The sequence below is a fragment of the Bacillus sp. SRB_8 genome (genome assembly GCF_003264205.1).
GTDB lineage: Bacteria > Bacillota > Bacilli > Bacillales > Bacillaceae_G > Bacillus_A > Bacillus_A mycoides.
The window spans coordinates 38,681-54,777 of sequence record NZ_NADT01000024.1; the positions used below are offsets into that span (position 1 = coordinate 38,681).

Annotated in this window: 17 protein-coding genes and 5 pseudogenes; 8 read left to right on the plus strand and 14 right to left on the minus strand. The window is 34.8% G+C overall.

All coding sequences use genetic code 11. The annotated features are described in order from the left end of the window. Window positions 1–424: hypothetical protein (locus B5P40_RS20805; RefSeq protein ID WP_258402171.1), on the minus strand; the 424-nt coding region annotated here is incomplete at its 3' end. Between the two features lie 235 nt (window positions 425–659). Further along, a pseudogene (locus tag B5P40_RS33650) lies at window positions 660–788 on the minus strand (recombinase family protein); the annotation flags it as partial. Window positions 789–1,198: 410 nt separating this feature from the next. On the opposite strand from B5P40_RS33650, the gene B5P40_RS20815 reads away from it, so the two are divergent. Next, window positions 1,199–1,675, plus strand: a complete 477-nt coding sequence (locus B5P40_RS20815; RefSeq protein ID WP_002139618.1) for a YsnF/AvaK domain-containing protein — start codon at window positions 1,199–1,201, stop codon at window positions 1,673–1,675. 76 nt (window positions 1,676–1,751) lie between these two features. Next, window positions 1,752–2,282 carry a YsnF/AvaK domain-containing protein gene (locus tag B5P40_RS20820; protein ID WP_113709792.1) on the plus strand — a complete coding sequence of 177 codons (531 nt, stop codon included), beginning with the start codon at window positions 1,752–1,754 and terminating at the stop codon, window positions 2,280–2,282. A 925-nt stretch (window positions 2,283–3,207) separates the two neighbouring features. Here the strand turns inward: B5P40_RS20820 and B5P40_RS20830 are convergent. Then, on the minus strand, window positions 3,208–4,638 hold the full coding sequence (locus tag B5P40_RS20830) for an IS4 family transposase (RefSeq protein ID WP_113709794.1): 1,431 nt from the start codon (window positions 4,636–4,638) through the stop codon (window positions 3,208–3,210). A gap of 54 nt (window positions 4,639–4,692) precedes the next feature. Next, entirely contained in the window at window positions 4,693–5,196 is a 504-nt protein-coding gene (locus B5P40_RS20835; protein ID WP_078177458.1) for a GNAT family N-acetyltransferase, read from the minus strand. A 289-nt stretch (window positions 5,197–5,485) separates the two neighbouring features. Between B5P40_RS20835 and B5P40_RS20840 the strand changes: the two are divergent. Beyond that, window positions 5,486–5,852: pseudogene (locus tag B5P40_RS20840) on the plus strand (tyrosine-type recombinase/integrase); the annotation flags it as partial. On the opposite strand, the gene B5P40_RS20845 reads toward B5P40_RS20840, so the two are convergent. Next, the gene (locus B5P40_RS20845) at window positions 5,849–6,280 is read right to left on the minus strand and encodes an SgcJ/EcaC family oxidoreductase (protein ID WP_002204171.1); all 432 of its coding nucleotides are present in this window, start codon (window positions 6,278–6,280) and stop codon (window positions 5,849–5,851) included. The pseudogene B5P40_RS20840 and the gene B5P40_RS20845 overlap by 4 nt on opposite strands. Before the next feature lie 99 nt (window positions 6,281–6,379). Between B5P40_RS20845 and B5P40_RS20850 the strand changes: the two genes are divergently transcribed. Continuing rightward, complete coding sequence (locus B5P40_RS20850) at window positions 6,380–7,087, plus strand: IS6 family transposase (protein ID WP_113709795.1); 708 nt, start codon at window positions 6,380–6,382, stop codon at window positions 7,085–7,087. Window positions 7,088–7,242: 155 nt separating this feature from the next. On the opposite strand, the gene B5P40_RS20860 is transcribed toward B5P40_RS20850, so the two are convergent. Then, window positions 7,243–7,986, minus strand: a complete 744-nt coding sequence (locus tag B5P40_RS20860; protein WP_078177462.1) for a DUF975 family protein — start codon at window positions 7,984–7,986, stop codon at window positions 7,243–7,245. Between the two features lie 295 nt (window positions 7,987–8,281). On the opposite strand from B5P40_RS20860, the gene B5P40_RS20865 reads away from it, so the two are divergent. The 3 genes and pseudogenes from B5P40_RS20865 to B5P40_RS20875 all read left to right on the plus strand — a co-directional run. Further along, window positions 8,282–9,667 carry an S-layer homology domain-containing protein gene (locus B5P40_RS20865; protein ID WP_078177463.1) on the plus strand — a complete coding sequence of 462 codons (1,386 nt, stop codon included), beginning with the start codon at window positions 8,282–8,284 and terminating at the stop codon, window positions 9,665–9,667. A 2-nt stretch (window positions 9,668–9,669) separates the two neighbouring features. Further along, window positions 9,670–9,882: a DUF3006 domain-containing protein gene (locus tag B5P40_RS20870; RefSeq protein ID WP_063226570.1), complete on the plus strand. Its 213-nt coding sequence runs from the start codon at window positions 9,670–9,672 to the stop codon at window positions 9,880–9,882. A 191-nt stretch (window positions 9,883–10,073) separates the two neighbouring features. After that, window positions 10,074–10,367, plus strand: a pseudogene (locus B5P40_RS20875) (WXG100 family type VII secretion target); the annotation flags it as partial. 1 nt (window position 10,368) lies between these two features. On the opposite strand, the pseudogene B5P40_RS33655 reads toward B5P40_RS20875, so the two are convergent. Continuing rightward, a pseudogene (locus B5P40_RS33655) lies at window positions 10,369–10,505 on the minus strand (N-acetylmuramoyl-L-alanine amidase); the annotation flags it as partial. Window positions 10,506–10,679: 174 nt separating this feature from the next. Here B5P40_RS33655 and B5P40_RS20885 point away from each other — a divergent pair. Continuing rightward, on the plus strand, window positions 10,680–11,006 hold the full coding sequence (locus B5P40_RS20885; RefSeq protein WP_113709796.1) for a YolD-like family protein: 327 nt from the start codon (window positions 10,680–10,682) through the stop codon (window positions 11,004–11,006). A 182-nt stretch (window positions 11,007–11,188) separates the two neighbouring features. Here the strand turns inward: B5P40_RS20885 and B5P40_RS20890 are convergent. The 7 genes and pseudogenes from B5P40_RS20890 to B5P40_RS20920 form a co-directional block, all read right to left on the minus strand. After that, a pseudogene (locus B5P40_RS20890) lies at window positions 11,189–11,476 on the minus strand (N-acetylmuramoyl-L-alanine amidase C-terminal domain-containing protein); the annotation flags it as partial. 194 nt (window positions 11,477–11,670) lie between these two features. Beyond that, window positions 11,671–12,237: a recombinase family protein gene (locus B5P40_RS20895; protein ID WP_078177532.1), complete on the minus strand. Its 567-nt coding sequence runs from the start codon at window positions 12,235–12,237 to the stop codon at window positions 11,671–11,673. Window positions 12,238–12,538: 301 nt separating this feature from the next. Then, a complete protein-coding gene (locus B5P40_RS33660) occupies window positions 12,539–12,730 on the minus strand; it encodes a hypothetical protein (RefSeq protein WP_078177533.1) in 192 nt (63 codons plus the stop codon). Between the two features lie 220 nt (window positions 12,731–12,950). Beyond that, window positions 12,951–13,226 carry a hypothetical protein gene (locus B5P40_RS20905; protein ID WP_016119217.1) on the minus strand — a complete coding sequence of 92 codons (276 nt, stop codon included), beginning with the start codon at window positions 13,224–13,226 and terminating at the stop codon, window positions 12,951–12,953. 355 nt (window positions 13,227–13,581) lie between these two features. Continuing rightward, window positions 13,582–13,779, minus strand: a complete 198-nt coding sequence (locus tag B5P40_RS20910; RefSeq protein ID WP_002017201.1) for a hypothetical protein — start codon at window positions 13,777–13,779, stop codon at window positions 13,582–13,584. A 749-nt stretch (window positions 13,780–14,528) separates the two neighbouring features. Next, the gene (locus tag B5P40_RS20915; RefSeq protein ID WP_088265902.1) at window positions 14,529–14,900 is read right to left on the minus strand and encodes an ArpU family phage packaging/lysis transcriptional regulator; all 372 of its coding nucleotides are present in this window, start codon (window positions 14,898–14,900) and stop codon (window positions 14,529–14,531) included. 138 nt (window positions 14,901–15,038) lie between these two features. After that, a complete protein-coding gene (locus tag B5P40_RS20920; protein WP_113709797.1) occupies window positions 15,039–15,668 on the minus strand; it encodes a Holliday junction resolvase RecU in 630 nt (209 codons plus the stop codon). Window positions 15,669–16,097 lie beyond the last annotated feature (429 nt).

Here is a 16,097-nt window from a genome sequence, read left to right on the forward strand (position 1 = left end):
CTTGTTGGCCACCCATTTGTTGCCCTTGTTGGTTACCCATTTGTTTAATTTGTTGCTGAGCTTGAGATATAGCTTGATTGATTTGATTTAATGTTTGATTTGATTGAAGGTGCTGTAAGCCTTGATTTAAAGTTTGGATGGCTTGTTGAATAGTTTGTTGTAATTGCTGATCAGCTTGTTGCATTTGTTGTTGAGACTGTTGACTAAATTGTTGCAGTTGTTGCATTAATTGATTGGCCTGTTGAAGACCTTGCTGATTTTGCTGTCCTTGTTGTTGCTGTCCTTGTGAAGATTGGGACACCTGAGATAAAGCTTGTTGTAAATGTTGCACTTGGTGTTGGATTGCACTTAATTCTTGAGAAATTTCTGTATCCGCTGCCTTACGTGCTACAGCTTCAATTTTCTTTTCTGTTTTTTTGTCCATTTAAAAATCCTCCTTTTGTACCCACATTGTAAGCAGGAACATTTTTATCATGTACAAAATTTAGTTTTTAATACCTAAAAGTGTAATATTAACATAGGGTATTTTCTACTCAGATTTGACTACGAATACCATTGATCTACTTCTATCGAAATTCCCAATGACTGTTGTTTTAACAAAGGGGAATACCAGCTTTCTGATAACCGATGAAAAATTAACATTCTCTATAAATGAGAGGCTAATTTGCTTCTGTATATTCTTTCATTATTTTATAAAACGTATTTTTCTTAAGTTCTAACATTTCCATAAATATAACAGCAGTTATTTCTCCACTTTTCCATTTTGAATGAGTTTCTTCTATTGGATTAGTTGTAACAAAATACTGTATCAAAAATAATCCGTAACATTATTAATAAAACGCCTTTTTGTTACAACGAAATCTGATAATGGAAATAAAATACAGCCTGTGACCCATTTTTACACGTATCTCGGCTGAACCCCAATATAGCTTTTCCTTTCAGATGCTACATGAAATTCGGTGTCTTCTTGAACTGGTCTAGCGATTGACCTTATAGTACGATAGGGCGCGTTAATCGAGGATGAAGGCTAACGACTCTGAGGTTTTTTAAATATCCCTAATAAAAAATTGGATGTAAATACCAAATGGCTAAGTAAAGCCTTTTTAGAAACAAGCACCAAATCAAGCGCATATTTTCACTCACACAGGTAACATTAGTACTTGTACGATTCAAACACATCCCTTAGGAGGTTTTCATCATGGGCTTTTTTGATTTATTTAACGAAGAAGGAACTCAAAAGGAAACTCGAAAAAAGGTACGTGAAGTAGACCGCACTGCCGATACAGAATTTGCAGCAGAAGACGTACATCTTGATCTTCGTGCTGAAGAATTGGAGATCGACAAACACCGTGTGGAGACTGGTGATGTGACGCTTCATAAGGACATTGTTGAGGAAGAACAATCAGTGAATGTCCCTGTTTTACATGATCAAGTCGTTATTGAACAAAGAGCCGTTGATCACGAACCAACAGATGAACCAATTACAGAAGAAGAAACGGTTCACATTCCAGTAACTGCTGAAAAAATTGATGTAGAAAAGCATACGGTCGTCACTGGTGAAGTCTCTGCTCATAAACGTTCGGTTCAGGAAACAGAACAAGTACGCGACGTACTTCGTAAAGAAGTTGCAGATGTTGAATCGCATGGTAATACAGACATTATCAAAGAGGACTAATTGTGCCTACCTACTTAACTTCTAGTTAAGTAGGTTTCTTTCCATTCATATATATAAAAGAACTTCAGGAGGTCCTATGGGAAAGTATATTACTATTGGTACGATAATCGGTAGCATAATCGGTTGGGTAACAGGTTTTACAATCGTAACAGGACTCGTTATAGGAGCAATCGTAGGCGGCATTAGTTATACAATGAATTCGAGAAGGAACATCGACAAACCGACTAAAAAAACAAGTGAAATTAAAGAAAAAACGCTTCAATTACGAGAAGAGCAGCTGGAAATAAAAAAAAAACGAGTACAAACGGGGGAGGTAAAGGTTCATAAAGAAGTCGTCGAAGAACAGAAAACGTTTACTGTTCCTATTAAGCGTGAAGTATTAGTAATAGAAGCAGGAAATGAGGAGGAACTTCGAATTCCTCTAAAAGAAGAAGAAATTGAAATAAACAAACACCCCGTGCAAGTAAATAAAGTATTGGTTACAAAACGTCAAATAGAAGAAATAAAACAAATAAAGGAAAAGCTGAAAAAAGAAACAGCACAAGTTTACGTTACAGGTGATGATGCGGATGTCATAAAAAAGCCGCCTTCTGTAACAAAGGACTAAACCATTTCCCGCTTTATTCGGGTAGGATAGGTGAAGGCGCTAACCAACCCCTGCTCCTTTTACGTAACCTTCGAGACCATCTTCGCCTCCAACAATCAACAGCGCTGCATTGATAACACTATTACAGTCAACTGCATCACAATCGAATGAGGAGGTAACTCATGGTTGGGGCACGGCAAGAATTCGTTCTTTTTTGAGCCACTCAAATAAAAATGACGTAGAATTAGTGTTCTGTGTCATTTTTCATTTTAATTTGATGAAAAATGATGAATTAACAATGATTAACATCAAGAAAAAGTGTCGTATAACTCGATTAAATGAATTTAACGTTAAAAAATCCCAGCAAATATCATTTAAATTGGTGGTTTTCTCAATTTATTCTTGAATGGCTCCAAAAAGTAAGAATTCTTGCCGTGCCCCATAGAAGAGAATATACCTGTATAAAAAATAAATGGGTCATATCATGGAAATAAAATCCAGTATATGACCCATTTTTACACGTATCTCGGCTGAACCCCATGCCCATCAACCTAATATTTTGGAGTAACCCTAAAACGAAAATTTTATCTCTCCACACTTGTCTATGAGGATTCAACTCATTTTTTTCGTTTTGGGGAACAATGAACTTCTTAACTTGATGGCAATTGGGTAGCACCACATGTCCATCAACCTAAGGTTTTGAAATACACCCAAAACGAAATTTTTTCTCTCTACACTTATTTATGAGAATTAAGTTCATTTTTTTCGTTTTGGAGAACAGTGAATTTCTTAACTTGATGGATGTGGGGTACCGCCACATCGCTATCAAGCTAAGCTCATACAACGTCAATTATAGTAACGGTTGTTTCTTTTTTCTAAAGGCTAAGTGTAGGGAATTTAAAGATTTGCATACGAAATAAACCCTAATGGGTTTCATTTTTTTGATTTAAGCCGCTTGATTATCAGACATGGTACAAATGTAAACGACACCTAATATATCAAAGACTGTTTTCTTCTCATACCTATGAGATTTTCGCCCGTTTTGCTGTAGGAGGTTGAACAAGCCAATTAGAATCTTTAATAGCTCTTGGGTGTCTTTCTGTATAGCTTGGAAAAGAAGAAGAAAGTAATCTTTAATCATATATATGGCCTTATATTCACTCAGTTCTCGTTTCTTTTTTATAAGAAGTAATTGCCGCATTTGAAACATGGTAGAAGAACAGAGTAGAATGGCAATCAGTTGCCCATACAAATGGCATTCCAATCGTTCTCGTTTTATCTTTTTACAATGATGAATATGAAAGAATGATTTCCATGTTTTAAATATAATTTCGATTTGCCAACGTAAAGAGTACCAATCATGTACTTGTCCCATCGGGACCATATCTGTAGGGGGGTTTGTCATATATACATTGATACCACTGAGACGTTTACTACGGGGGGAATACTTCATTCCTTTCTTTTTCTCTCTTACAGCTTGATCTTGTAATCGTTTTTGTTGTTGTTCTTTTGTTAGTCGGTGAACAATCACACGAGTTGCTACTTTATCAGTCATTCCTACATAAGCGTTGGATATTTCACATGTTTGTCCTGGTTGAAGAGAATTCATTAAGAACTCCATATCTATCTGTATATACTCTGTACCTTTCTTGATTCTTCCATCTTGAAAATAATCAGGGGTGGGATTTTTTTGATAAATACGTGTATTTGATTTAATACGAGAGATATAGTAAGCCTTTTTATCTTGTATATGTTGAAGATCTTTCAAGTGAAAATAACCTAAATCACGGATACATAAATCATTCGCTGTCACATTTGGGACACACAGAGAACCATAGGTTCGATCATGTTGTTTACCTGGACCCGTATGAATATGTAGGAACTGTCCACTTAATAGATCATACTCAAGCTGAATCTTCATCCCCGCTGTATGGCTGCATCCTCCTGCACCTGGATAAACAGATGAAAATACATCGGGAAGTTGAAATGCAGTTGAATCTAGAATACGAATACGCTTGAAAATAGAAGTGTATGGAGAAGTGAGTAGCTTAGTTGAAGATAACTTTTGGTTGAGAAGTTCGGCTAACACTTGTTGTAGAAATTGCACGGCTGTGGCATTAAATCGTTGATTTAGTCCCTCAAGACTGATGAGCACTTCTGTTGCTGCTTCTAAACAGCTACATAACTGAGTTAAAGAGGTTCTAGCAACATTTTGACTAATCCATACACATAAAGCGACTAAATCTTTTGCTTGGTATTTACTGGTTCGTTGTACAAAACCAACATCTCTAGCAAGATCTCGTAAGAAATTTGGAGATAAGAAGTTTTGAATTTCTTGAGCAAATAGTTGTAATTCATCCGATACAGAAATAGACATACAAAACGCCATCCTTTCCTATGATTCTACAGAAAGAATAGCGCTTTTTTTGCTTTAGGTACATTTCAAAATCTTAGACATGTAATAACTATCAACTAAATCTCCAGCAATAACACAAGAAGCTCTTTTTATTCCCTCAATCTCATAACCTAATTTTTTATATAAAGAAATAGCTGATGTATTATTTACTCTCACTGTCAGTTCTAATCTAATTACCCCTATAGTTTTAGCCCAATTTTCAAGTGCTTTAAATAACTGGGTTCCAATTCCTCTTCCGCTAGCTTCATTTGTTACACCGACAACAATATAAACACTATGTCTAATTCTTTTAGAATTACCACCAATTGCTATTAAATATCCTGCTAAGTTATTTTCAATATCGGCAACAAAAATAGCTGAATTTGAAGAATGAGATATTTTTTTGATAATATTTTGTTGTTGTTCAATTGTGGTAGATCTTTCTCCACCCTCAAACAACATAAATTCCGTTTCTCCATCAATTTTTTTGCATAATTCTAGAAAAGGTTCTGCATCTTTTTCCATAATTAATCGAATCATGTAATGTAAACCTCACTTTAACTAATTTATCGTAATAATACATATTTCGATAAACACATACATAAGTCATCTTTTTTGAACTAAGAATATTCTATACATATAAATATCCCCACTTACGGAGAGAGAACAAAAAATACTTGCATTAATCCAGTCTTTTAAAATCAAATAACTAACGTTCTTAGATTAAAAACACGCGAAATTCTCGTTTAGGGGGTATTTGTATTTCTTAGCTTGATAGCGATGGGGTAATGCCCCACCGCCATCAAGTTAAGAAATACATTGTTCCTCAAAACGAAAAAAGAGAAAAGAATTCAAGATCAAAGAGGGAAAAATGAAGAAAAAACGCATGATTAATCTTACCTCTATTTTTGATGAAGTATACTCTTATGTCCGAACACTAGAAAGTACCTGGTTATTCCCTTCTCGAAAAGGAAAGCAACCCATTAGTAAGATCCAGGCTTATCGACAATTGCAAAAATCCGGAGATTTTGCCGGTGTAGAATCCATTGGTACCCACACCATGCGCAAAACCTTCGGCTATTGGTTCTATAAACAAAAGATATCGCTATGTTGCAAGAAATACACAACACACATTGACTTATATTGGAATCAACAAAGAAGAAAAAGATAACGTTCTAGATATATTTTTTATTTAATTATGGACAAATGTATTCTGTCCAGCAGCGACCTGCCACGTTCCGAGTTCTTTGACCATCACATAAATAGCAAGACTGCCTTGCCCGTTTTCTATTATTGTCCCTTCAGAGGTTGTCGGATATTGCCTAATATGTGTAATAGCTACATCCGAACGCACAAAGTTAATGCTTTCGACTGTATAGGAAGCATATGAGTTGCGAAGTGGTCCTGCCAAGATAATCTTGTGCACTTCATTGATTTGCTTCCAACCTGATAGCCGTTCACCAAGCACATTTACCCATGTAGCGTCTGAAGTGAAGTGACGATCTAATTCATCCGCATCATGTTGATTAAATGCAACCTCAATCTCAGTGATCGTTTGTTGAATGGCGTCAATTTCTTCCTGCTGATTCTCTTTTAAACCGTGAACTTTAGACTTGTTAGACATATTCGTTAGTTCTGGTGCAAAAACTCTAAAGCTCTTGCAAGTAATCTCCTAAACTTGGACATACTGATAGTATGACTCTAAATAAGGTGTGTGATCAGTATGGAAAAGGAAAATTTGTTTAAATGGAAGCATTATCAGCCTGAACTAATCTTATTAACAGTAAGGTGGTACCTACGGTACAATTTGAGCTTCCGTAACCTGGTGGAAATGATGGAGGAAAGAGGATTATCAATGGCTCACACAACCATTATGCGTTGGGTTCATCAATATGGGCCTCAATTAGAAGAGAAAGTACGACATCATCTTAAATTAACAAATGATTCGTGGAGAGTCGATGAAACCTATATTAAAGTAAAAGGGCAATGGATGTACTTATATCGTGCAGTTGATTCAGAGGGTAATACAATTGATTTTTATCTAAGTAAATCAAGAGATAAACAAGCGGCCAAGCGCTTTTTCAAGAAAGCTTTTGCTTTTTCGTATGTTTCTAAACCTCGTGTGATAACAGTAGATAAGAACCCTGCCTATCCTGTAGCGATTCAAGCGTTGAAAGAAGAGAAACATATGCCCGAAGGCATAAAGATAAGGCAAGTTAGATATCTCAATAATATAGTGGAACAAGATCATCGTTTTATTAAGAAACGTGTGCGTCCTATGTTGGAGTTTAAATCATTTAAAACTGCAACTTCTATATTAAGTGGTGTGGAAGCCATGCATATGATTAAAAAAGAACAGATTGATTTACGGGATCAGTCTGTCCAAAATCAGAAAGAGTTCGTCCATCAATTGTTTGGGCTAACAGCATAAAATACAATTCCGCTAGAAATATATGCGCTATATTCTCGTCTACTTCATCTTTGCACCAGAACCAAAATTTGAACTTTATTTTAAAGCTACAAAACATCAAAAAAGAGAGGGAACAATTAGTTCCCTCTCTTTTTTGATATTAATCATTATATAGATTAGATAACAATAGTTTCGTCATCAGTCACATTTTTATTTGCTAATTTCAAATAGAAATGCGATACAGTCGTTGTGTAATATGGGGAAATCCAAAGATACGGAAGATTTAATGTGAATATTCCTACCAATGAACCTAAAATAAACCAACCAATAAAACTTAACCAAGTGATGAATAAGTCTAACTTATGTCCTTTCATCATCGCTTTACTTTTTTTAATCGCTTCGCTTGCTGTACATTCTGGATCCTCTAACATAATGTAGTAAGCCATAGAATAAGAGAAAAATTTAATAATACCTGGAATAATGAACAAAAGACTCCATAAGAAAATGAATATTGTTTGTAAGATACCTAATTTCATAGCTCTAAATATATTATTTGATTTAAATCCAGCAAATAAATCACCAATTGTAGTAGATTCATTTTTTGCTAAACCTAAAGTGATGTTGTAATAACCGTAACTCATAACACTTTGTACAACGATATAAAGAATAAAAATAATAGCCCATATAATAATTTGAGATAAAATAACTCCAAAATTAAGTTTAGGTTCGCCATACGAATAATATACAAGGTTCTCAGGTCCTATAACATCTACAAATAAACCAAAAATTAAAAATACTACTATACCAATGAGATACATACTTGCTGCGGGAATGAGATAATTTAGGAATGTTGAACCTACTCCTAATCCCCAACGGCCATTCAATGAAGATAAAGCCCCTTTTTTCAAATCACTAATCACCTTAGTTCCACCCTTCAATTTATTATATAAAAAGAATCTGCCCTAAAAGTTCCACTTATAGGCAGTTCTTTTATTTAATCATATAAAAGCATAGATTAATAGCAAATTTATATTTTTAAGTGTTTATGCTCTTTTGCAACTCTTACTTAACATACACATGGGCTTCATTTATTGTTACATAGTATGTTTTGCCGGTACTATCATGTACCATATATTATTCTATTAAACTTTGAATTATTTGTAAGAGATGCTAAAGTTAAGTAGGTAAAAAAACATACAAAGTGAGGCGGCATTCTTGAAGAAGTTAAGCTTATTACTAACAGCATTTGTAATGGTTTTATCATTGTTCATCCCTAATCTTGCAAGTGCTAAATCTTTCCCTGATGTCCAAGCTGGCCATTGGGCAATTAAAGAGATTAACTATTTATCAGAAAAAGGCATTATTAATGGTACTCCAGAAGGACATTTTAAGCCAAGTGACAATGTAACTCGTGGACAAATGGCCTTAATGCTAGATTTATCGTTAAAATTAGAAAAACCATCTAGCTATAATCATATTTTTTCTGATGTAACCAAAGGTATCTATTACTATGATTCTGTACATAAGTTAGCACATAATAACATTGTACAACGTGAGCAAAACTACTTCCCTGACCGCTCATTATCTCGTGCAGAAATGGCAGTAGTTCTTGTTAAAACTTTTGATTTGAAGCCTACAGGCGCGGACATCAATTTCCCTGATGTTCCATCTACTCATTGGGGTTATCAATATATCAAAACTCTAGCTCAAAACAATATCACTGCTGGATTGCCTGACGGTACATTTGGTCCAGACGTAAAAGTAACTCGTGAACAATTCGCTGCATTCTTGGCCCGTGTATTAGAACCAAGTTTCCGTCCGTCTCTTCCTAAGCCTCAGGGTAACTTAGAGGTTCATTATATTGATGTGGGACAAGGTGATGCTACATTTATTAAGTCACCAAGTGGAGAAACAATCCTCATTGACGCAGGTAACAATGGAAAAGGTAAAGTCGTGGCGAATTATCTAAAGGGATTAGGATTCCAAACAATTGATTATATGATTGCTACTCATCCTGATGCCGATCATGTAGGCGGATTAGATGAGGTCCTTTATTCTATGAATGTTAAAAATGTTTACGCTCCTAAAGTAAGCCATACTACCCAAACATATAAAGACTTTTTAACTGCAGTAGCTAACAAAGGATTAACAATTAAAGAAGCAAAAACTGGTATGACTTTACCAATCAATGGTTTAAACTCACAATTCTTAGCTCCTGTTAAAGAATATGGTGACGACTTAAACGAATGGAGTGCTGTGTTAAAAGTAACGCACGGTAGCAAATCATTCTTATTTACTGGCGACGCTGAGACAAAAAGTGAAAAAGATATGGTTGCAGCGCATGGTTCTAACCTAAAATCTGATGTATTAAAACCTGGTCATCACGGAAGTAAGACTTCCTCTTCTCAGCCATTTTTAGATGCAGTTAAACCAAGTATTGCTGTAATCAGTGCCGGTGCGGGTAACCGATATGGCCACCCTACACAGGAAACTTTAGCTAAGTTATCTTCAATGTCTGTTAAGGTGTACAGAACAGATTTAAATGGGACAGTAGTTGTTAACAGTGATGGTTCAAATATTTCTGTAAGAACGGAGAGATAATTATGCAAAGAGGTATTATTGACCGTTTTGAAGGGGAAATAGCAGTTATTGAAATTAATAATTCAACAATTGATGTGCTTAAATCTAAACTCCCTTCTACTGCAAAAGAGGGTGATGTTCTTATAATTGATGATGATAATTATACAATTGATAAGGACGAAACAGCTAAAAGAAGGCGTGAAGTCCAAGATTTAATGGATAAATTATTTGAATAACAAGATTAAATATTTAAATGAGAAGAGTCATCCAACAGGACGGCTCTTCTTTATTTCACATATACATAGGCTTTATTTACAATTTAGTAGATTTTATTTTACACAAATATCATTATACTAATCTAAAATTTCTGTTTTTACATTTTTTTCTTTTTATCTCATAATTTAAATTGGGAAAAGGGAGGAAGGAAATGGTTCAAATCAAAGTGACACCTGAAATGCTAGAAGAAGTTGCTAATCGTGCAAGTAATACCAGAATCGCATTAGAATCTATACATAATAATTTATGTAATGAAATTGATCATTTGTATTTTCAATGGATTGGTGCCTCTAATCAACAGTTCATTCAAATGTTCAATGATGCGAAACCAAAAGCTTTTACATCTATCAATTCACTTGTGCAGGTAGAAGAAGATTTGAAGCGAATCGCTGAAAAGTTTCGCAATGCAGATAATCAAGATGTTAGACTAGAAGAAGGTGCAATTTAACAATTATTTTCACATCAATTGTAAATCCTAACCCTACATCTACAGAACCAACGACATCTTTCCCCTGCCAAGAAGGGTATTATTGAAACGAATATTATTAACCTTAGCAACAACACGCTTACCTACAAAGGGACTCCACAGTAATTTCTCCTATTATATATATAAATCATGCTTAGTTAAATTGATTTGATTTTATAAGGAGCCAAAAACCTCTAAATGTTTATTTTATAATTACATAAATAATCCTAACATCTCCAAAATTTGATATAATGATGCAGCTATTAATAGCAATTAGGGAGATATACACATATGCCAAAAGGAATAGGAATGGTTAAGCGGACTCCATTCGCTTCGATACCGAAAAAATTCATCGGTATTGGTAAGATTGTTAAAAAACAAACAAAAGTGGAGCGCCCTACATTAACCCAAGACGAACAAGAAATTATTGAAAACAAGTTATTATGTTCATTTCTTTCTAAAGAGAAGATATTGATTACTTATTATAGAGATGGTCATTTGCTTACTAGATCTGTGACTGTAACTGACATAAATCCGATAAAGAATTTAATAACTTGCACTGATGCATCTTATAACAGAATTTTCCTTAAATTTATAGATATAATTGATTTGAGATAAAAACATACAATTTTTCAAATATATCCGGGAATAAAAATGAAAGAATCTTGTATTCTAGGTTAAATACAGATAGAGAAAAATTGTAAGTTCTTGTGAGAGTTAGCAAGATAAAGGCTGTTTGTTTATGTTTTGGACTGTCTGTTATGGTTATCGAATTTACAAATACAAAAGAGGAACAGAACTCAATAGAGAAAGCTAAGGAAGCATTTACCACCCGGTCTAGTATCCATCCACCAAGTAATCTTATCTAACTCTGCATTAGGTAGGACATCGGTTTGGATATAACATAGTCCAGAAATTGGATCAACATTAACGCTACCTTTTCTTCCTCGTTCTATCATAGCTTGAATAGCTTCATCTAAGGAGTTAGTACCGAATCCACCTAACTTAACGTATTGATATCCACCATTAGAACCGCCGTTTCCTCCACCATTCCCAACAGTTTGTCCCGTTAGAGCGTATACGTAGGAAGTAACTCGTCATAGCTCCTCCTTATGGTAATTCCTTTTGTAAATCTTTTTTAAATGTATAATTGTGTAAGAATTTCTAAAACTTTGAATCGAGGTGAAAATCATGAGAAGTTTTGGTTCATTAGTGACCTCTACTATCTGCTCAGTAATTCTTAAAATTTGGAATTCCTGCCGAAGCTGTTCATATTCCGCCATTATAAATCCCCCTCTTTTAATTCTTTCACTTTCGCATAAATAGTAGAACGCGGAACACCTGTCATTTTGGAAATGTCATTTACACTCAAACTATTTTCTGTTCTATTAAAGAATAAGTTCATGACCTGTTTTTCATCCTGCCCTTTTCTTCCCATGTGTTTGCCCATCGCTTTAGCCCTTTCTCGGCCTTCAGCTGTTCTTTCATTGATTAAATCTCTTTCAAATTCAGCAATAGCCCCTAGCATAGTGAACATCAATTTACCTGCGGGTGTAGAGAAATCAATTTGTTCTTTAAGAAATACCACCGCTATGCCTCGATTAGCTAATGTATTCACAATCTTATATAAATCGAATATTGATCTAGCTAAACGTTCAATTTTACAAATAACAAATTTATCTCCTTCTCTCATATACTCTAATGCTTTTTGCAATTCTCCTCGATTGCTATTAGCTTCACTGTATTTTTCAGAATATATTTTATCACATCCATAATCTGTTAATATCTCAATTTGCGCATCTAAATTTTGTTCTTTTGTACTTACCCTTGCATAACCAACAATAGCCATCACAATCACCTCAAAATAGTCTAAAAGTCCTAAGAATTCTATACTTTTATTTCAGACTATCTTTTAGACATTAACAACTATCTGTTTACAAAGTTTTTAACCTATGAAATCAAATTGTACAAAAGGGGCAACTTTTAGACATATAAACAAGACATTTATTTTCGTTAGTTATGTTCGTTTGTTTTGTTGGACCTTAAATCGAATTGCAACTACATTCTTCGTATTTAATAAGTATTAATTTAGAAAACCCATAAACAAAAAAAGAGTGCTGCGAAGAAGCACACTCATTCAAAGGACTTTACTAATCTCGACGATTATCACGCTCACAGTCATGATGATGGTTACGTCTGCGACGGCATTCATCACAATCGCAGTCACGGTCGCGTCTACAACGACGGTCATCACAATCTCTATGTCTGCGTCTGCAGAACATTAAATCATCCCAAAATCTATTACAATCTCTGCAATGTCTGAAATTACAATTACATCCCATAAATATGATTACCTCCTCTTAACAATAGAATTCCTCATATTCTATGATTAAAAGTTAAAAACAGCTTGTTTATTAGTCTACTTTCTGCATTTTAAAGTAATAATATTATTATCTAATCTTCAAATTGCAAGTCTATTTCACCCCTTATCATCCCTTAACAACAAACAAGACGCCACCAGGATAACGGCAGCGCCTACGATAATTGCTATTGGTTTAATCACTACTTCACCAACAATCCTAATTCACGTAGGATTTCTGAGAACGAATAACCATACGCAAAACCTACAATACGAATTCCTGGAGTGCATCTATGTTCTAAATCTTCATTGTATGTTTTCTTATAATACGCTAGTTTAGAATCAATGTTATGTTTGTCGTTAATAATTACTTCATCGCTAGGAAACCCATCCATTTCAATTTGAACAGCTACATACTCTGCTCCTTCATTTACAGCTTCATTAAAACACTTTTCTAATTCCTCTAATGTTACACCCATCATTAACCTCCTATTTAAATGTCCATTTTGCTCAATAAAAAAGAGCATCCACGTCAGTAGATGCTAAAATATGAGAAGGGGATTTCCCCAATGAGCATTGAATAGGATATAAGCGGTTAGCTTGTCCTACACTATACTATATGATTTCTTTATTAAAATGGTTCATCAAAAAGGGCACCTTATTCAGGTGCCCTTTCGTGAACATAGAGGTAACACTAAAACGCAGCAATAAACTTGATATCGTGGTGTCAGTCATATCATTCTATGCTCGATATTCCCTAATATGCTGAATGGTTAATGTGTAATTTCTATATAACAAAGAAAAAAGCACCCGTTTTGGATGCTTTTTTTGTATTTAATCCTTCTTCTCTTTTACCACTAAAGAGAATACATTGTCCAAATTAATCATACGATCTCCAAATCTGAAGAATCTAGCTTCTCTTGCTTGTATAGAATTTTCTATAGCAGCAACTGTTACTGTCTTTTTATGCTCAATTTCAAATTCGTGTTGTTTACCATCGACTGCTTCTATGCTTATTATAAATTTTTTCATTTACTTATTCCCCACCTCTCCCAATCTATCTATTCGACAGAAAAGAAGAATATCCTACAAAACAAAAAGCCATCACCGAAGTGACAGCTCCTGAAGGGGAAGAGAGAGAACAAATGGCAATAAGTATCTCTTCAAGCCTCTGGTATTCTAGATACTCTCAGTCTTCTCGTTTATACTCCGTAGAATCGGCTACTTAATGTCATTTTCGCCAATGTCGAATTATAAAAGATTTATATCCAGACGCATATGTTTCTTCCTACGCCTTGCTTGAACCAACACATAAAACTGAGGAGAATGTTCAGCTGTATTGGCTCAAACAAAGAGCGGAAGCTCTCTGCTCGTTTAATCGTTTAAGAAGAACAGCCTGACTTATATCGGTGATTGTCGGTAGCAATTACTAATATAATTTAGACTTTCCTTCTTTTATGACATGCAGTTCATTCAATCAAACCATCATATCCAATTGGTGCCGATCTAGTTTTAACATAGAAATCAAGAAATCCACATGACAGGCGTGATTTTACTACCTATGAAAGGCGGTACGCTTATACACTCAATGAGAAGTAAAATATAAATAATTTCGGGAAGCTCTTATTCCCTCTAGCCTCCGCGTCACCGAGTAACGTTATTATAATGGGAACGCTATCCCCAAAACGTATTCTCTTTTCAAAGAACTGTTTATAGGAATAGCTTATAATTTTCACGTTTTTATGTAGTCCCCCAAAAAGTTCGCATTTTGTTCGCGGTTTTCAGATGATTCCTAGCGCTGTAGCAATCAAATTAACTGCACTCTGCTTCTTCTCATAGAAGTATGTCTTCTTGAGTAATAGATCGTGATAAACATCTGAATCCTTCACTCTCTCGTTTGTCAGGAACTTCCGCTCTACAATATTACGCTCATCTTCATCTAATAAATTGTTAAATGCCTTTTCAACCTGCTGCACCTTCCATTTACTCGTGTTCCTTGAATCACGTAGTTCCGGAAACAAGCTGATTCCTTCTTGCTCCACTTCATTACTAAATCGCATCTTGAGTGCCCTGTATTCCTTTAAAATGCTCACTACTTCCTTCTGTACTTTCTTATCATCGATATCCGGTAACAAAGATAATTGTCTCTCCAAGTTGGAATCCCTCCTATTTCAAATTTTGGTTTTTATATTAACATCAGGTACGCGAAATTTTAATATCTCATTGTTGAATAAGGGAAACATGCATAGCGAGTAGCCCCCACCATCCACTCTGCATGGTTCCGTTATCCATTAAGCCTTTAATAATTTTCGTTTCTTGTTGACCATCTTCTCTTTTGTTGCTTCAATGTTATTCGTTACCTTTTTATGGTCCTGATCAAATTGAATCATGCCATCTATTACCGGTGTAAATCCTTGCTCATCGACGTATTGCAAGTAATCAACTGGTGCTCGTTCCGTCTGATCTACTAAGTACCCATAAATATCAAAGTCTGCTCTTGGTATCGACTTCTTACCTTTTGGCTGATGAGACATCCTTACATAAGATTGAATGACTGATAATGGTACCACGAATACTGACTTGTCTTTGCTAAACTCAATAAGGAAGAAACAAATCGCTCCCATCTTCTCTGCCTTCTCTAGATAATCCAATTGGTGCTGCGCAATGTTCTTTAAATCAAATCGTGTAGCATTCTCTGTAGACTTCGCTTCAAACGCAATAGCTCGTCCCTTATAAACGCCATCATAGTCCACTGTACTTTTAGCTTCATAGAATCCATTTAATACACGGCCGCCTTTACTTTTTAACACCTTCATAGGAGTTGGACACTTGTTTATAAGCGCCACTCCCCCTCTTTGATACATTTCGTTCGATAGATTAATAACCTTATCAAATGCCATTCCTCTGTTTCCTAGTCCCATAGTTATTCCTCGCTTTCTACTTGTAAATTTCTATTTCAATTGAATATGCAATATTTCATATTTTATTATTTTAATATCCTTTTATTAACTATTATTTTCTAGTTAATCATTAATATACATTGATAAATCAAAGTTTGTAATTTAATTCCTTATATTAAACCCGGAAAAAATACTTTTTAACACTATATTCAAATAACTACATTGGAATTTCTCAGTCTACACATCTATACGTGTTTTGTGTATTATATAGCAGAAGAGTAAGGTAAGAGTTACTCTTTGCCATTTTAGGAAAGGTTCTGTTGGAGACAACAGGACCTTTTTTCGTAAAAGGATTATTTTGTTATGTTTTCTAACAAACTTCATTTCAAAATTTTCAGATCCAGATGAACCTCTAGACGCATACACCATATAATAATTTAAATACTTCTT

What these genes read in the sequence shown, in the direction of transcription:
- B5P40_RS20815 (WP_002139618.1), top strand. Translation starts at nt 1,199, where the DNA reads ATGGGCTTTTTTGATTTATTTAACGAAGAAGGAACTCAAAAGGAAACT.
- B5P40_RS20830 (WP_113709794.1), bottom strand. Translation starts at nt 4,638, where the DNA reads ATGTCTATTTCTGTATCGGATGAATTACAACTATTTGCTCAAGAAATT.
- B5P40_RS20835 (WP_078177458.1), bottom strand. Translation starts at nt 5,196, where the DNA reads ATGATTCGATTAATTATGGAAAAAGATGCAGAACCTTTTCTAGAATTA.
- B5P40_RS20850 (WP_113709795.1), top strand. Translation starts at nt 6,380, where the DNA reads ATGGAAAAGGAAAATTTGTTTAAATGGAAGCATTATCAGCCTGAACTA.
- B5P40_RS33660 (WP_078177533.1), bottom strand. Translation starts at nt 12,730, where the DNA reads ATGGGATGTAATTGTAATTTCAGACATTGCAGAGATTGTAATAGATTT.
- B5P40_RS20870 (WP_063226570.1), top strand. Translation starts at nt 9,670, where the DNA reads ATGCAAAGAGGTATTATTGACCGTTTTGAAGGGGAAATAGCAGTTATT.
- B5P40_RS20910 (WP_002017201.1), bottom strand. Translation starts at nt 13,779, where the DNA reads ATGAAAAAATTTATAATAAGCATAGAAGCAGTCGATGGTAAACAACAC.
- B5P40_RS20885 (WP_113709796.1), top strand. Translation starts at nt 10,680, where the DNA reads ATGCCAAAAGGAATAGGAATGGTTAAGCGGACTCCATTCGCTTCGATA.
- B5P40_RS20920 (WP_113709797.1), bottom strand. Translation starts at nt 15,668, where the DNA reads ATGGGACTAGGAAACAGAGGAATGGCATTTGATAAGGTTATTAATCTA.
- B5P40_RS20895 (WP_078177532.1), bottom strand. Translation starts at nt 12,237, where the DNA reads ATGGCTATTGTTGGTTATGCAAGGGTAAGTACAAAAGAACAAAATTTA.
- B5P40_RS20905 (WP_016119217.1), bottom strand. Translation starts at nt 13,226, where the DNA reads ATGGGTGTAACATTAGAGGAATTAGAAAAGTGTTTTAATGAAGCTGTA.
- B5P40_RS20845 (WP_002204171.1), bottom strand. Translation starts at nt 6,280, where the DNA reads ATGTCTAACAAGTCTAAAGTTCACGGTTTAAAAGAGAATCAGCAGGAA.
- B5P40_RS20820 (WP_113709792.1), top strand. Translation starts at nt 1,752, where the DNA reads ATGGGAAAGTATATTACTATTGGTACGATAATCGGTAGCATAATCGGT.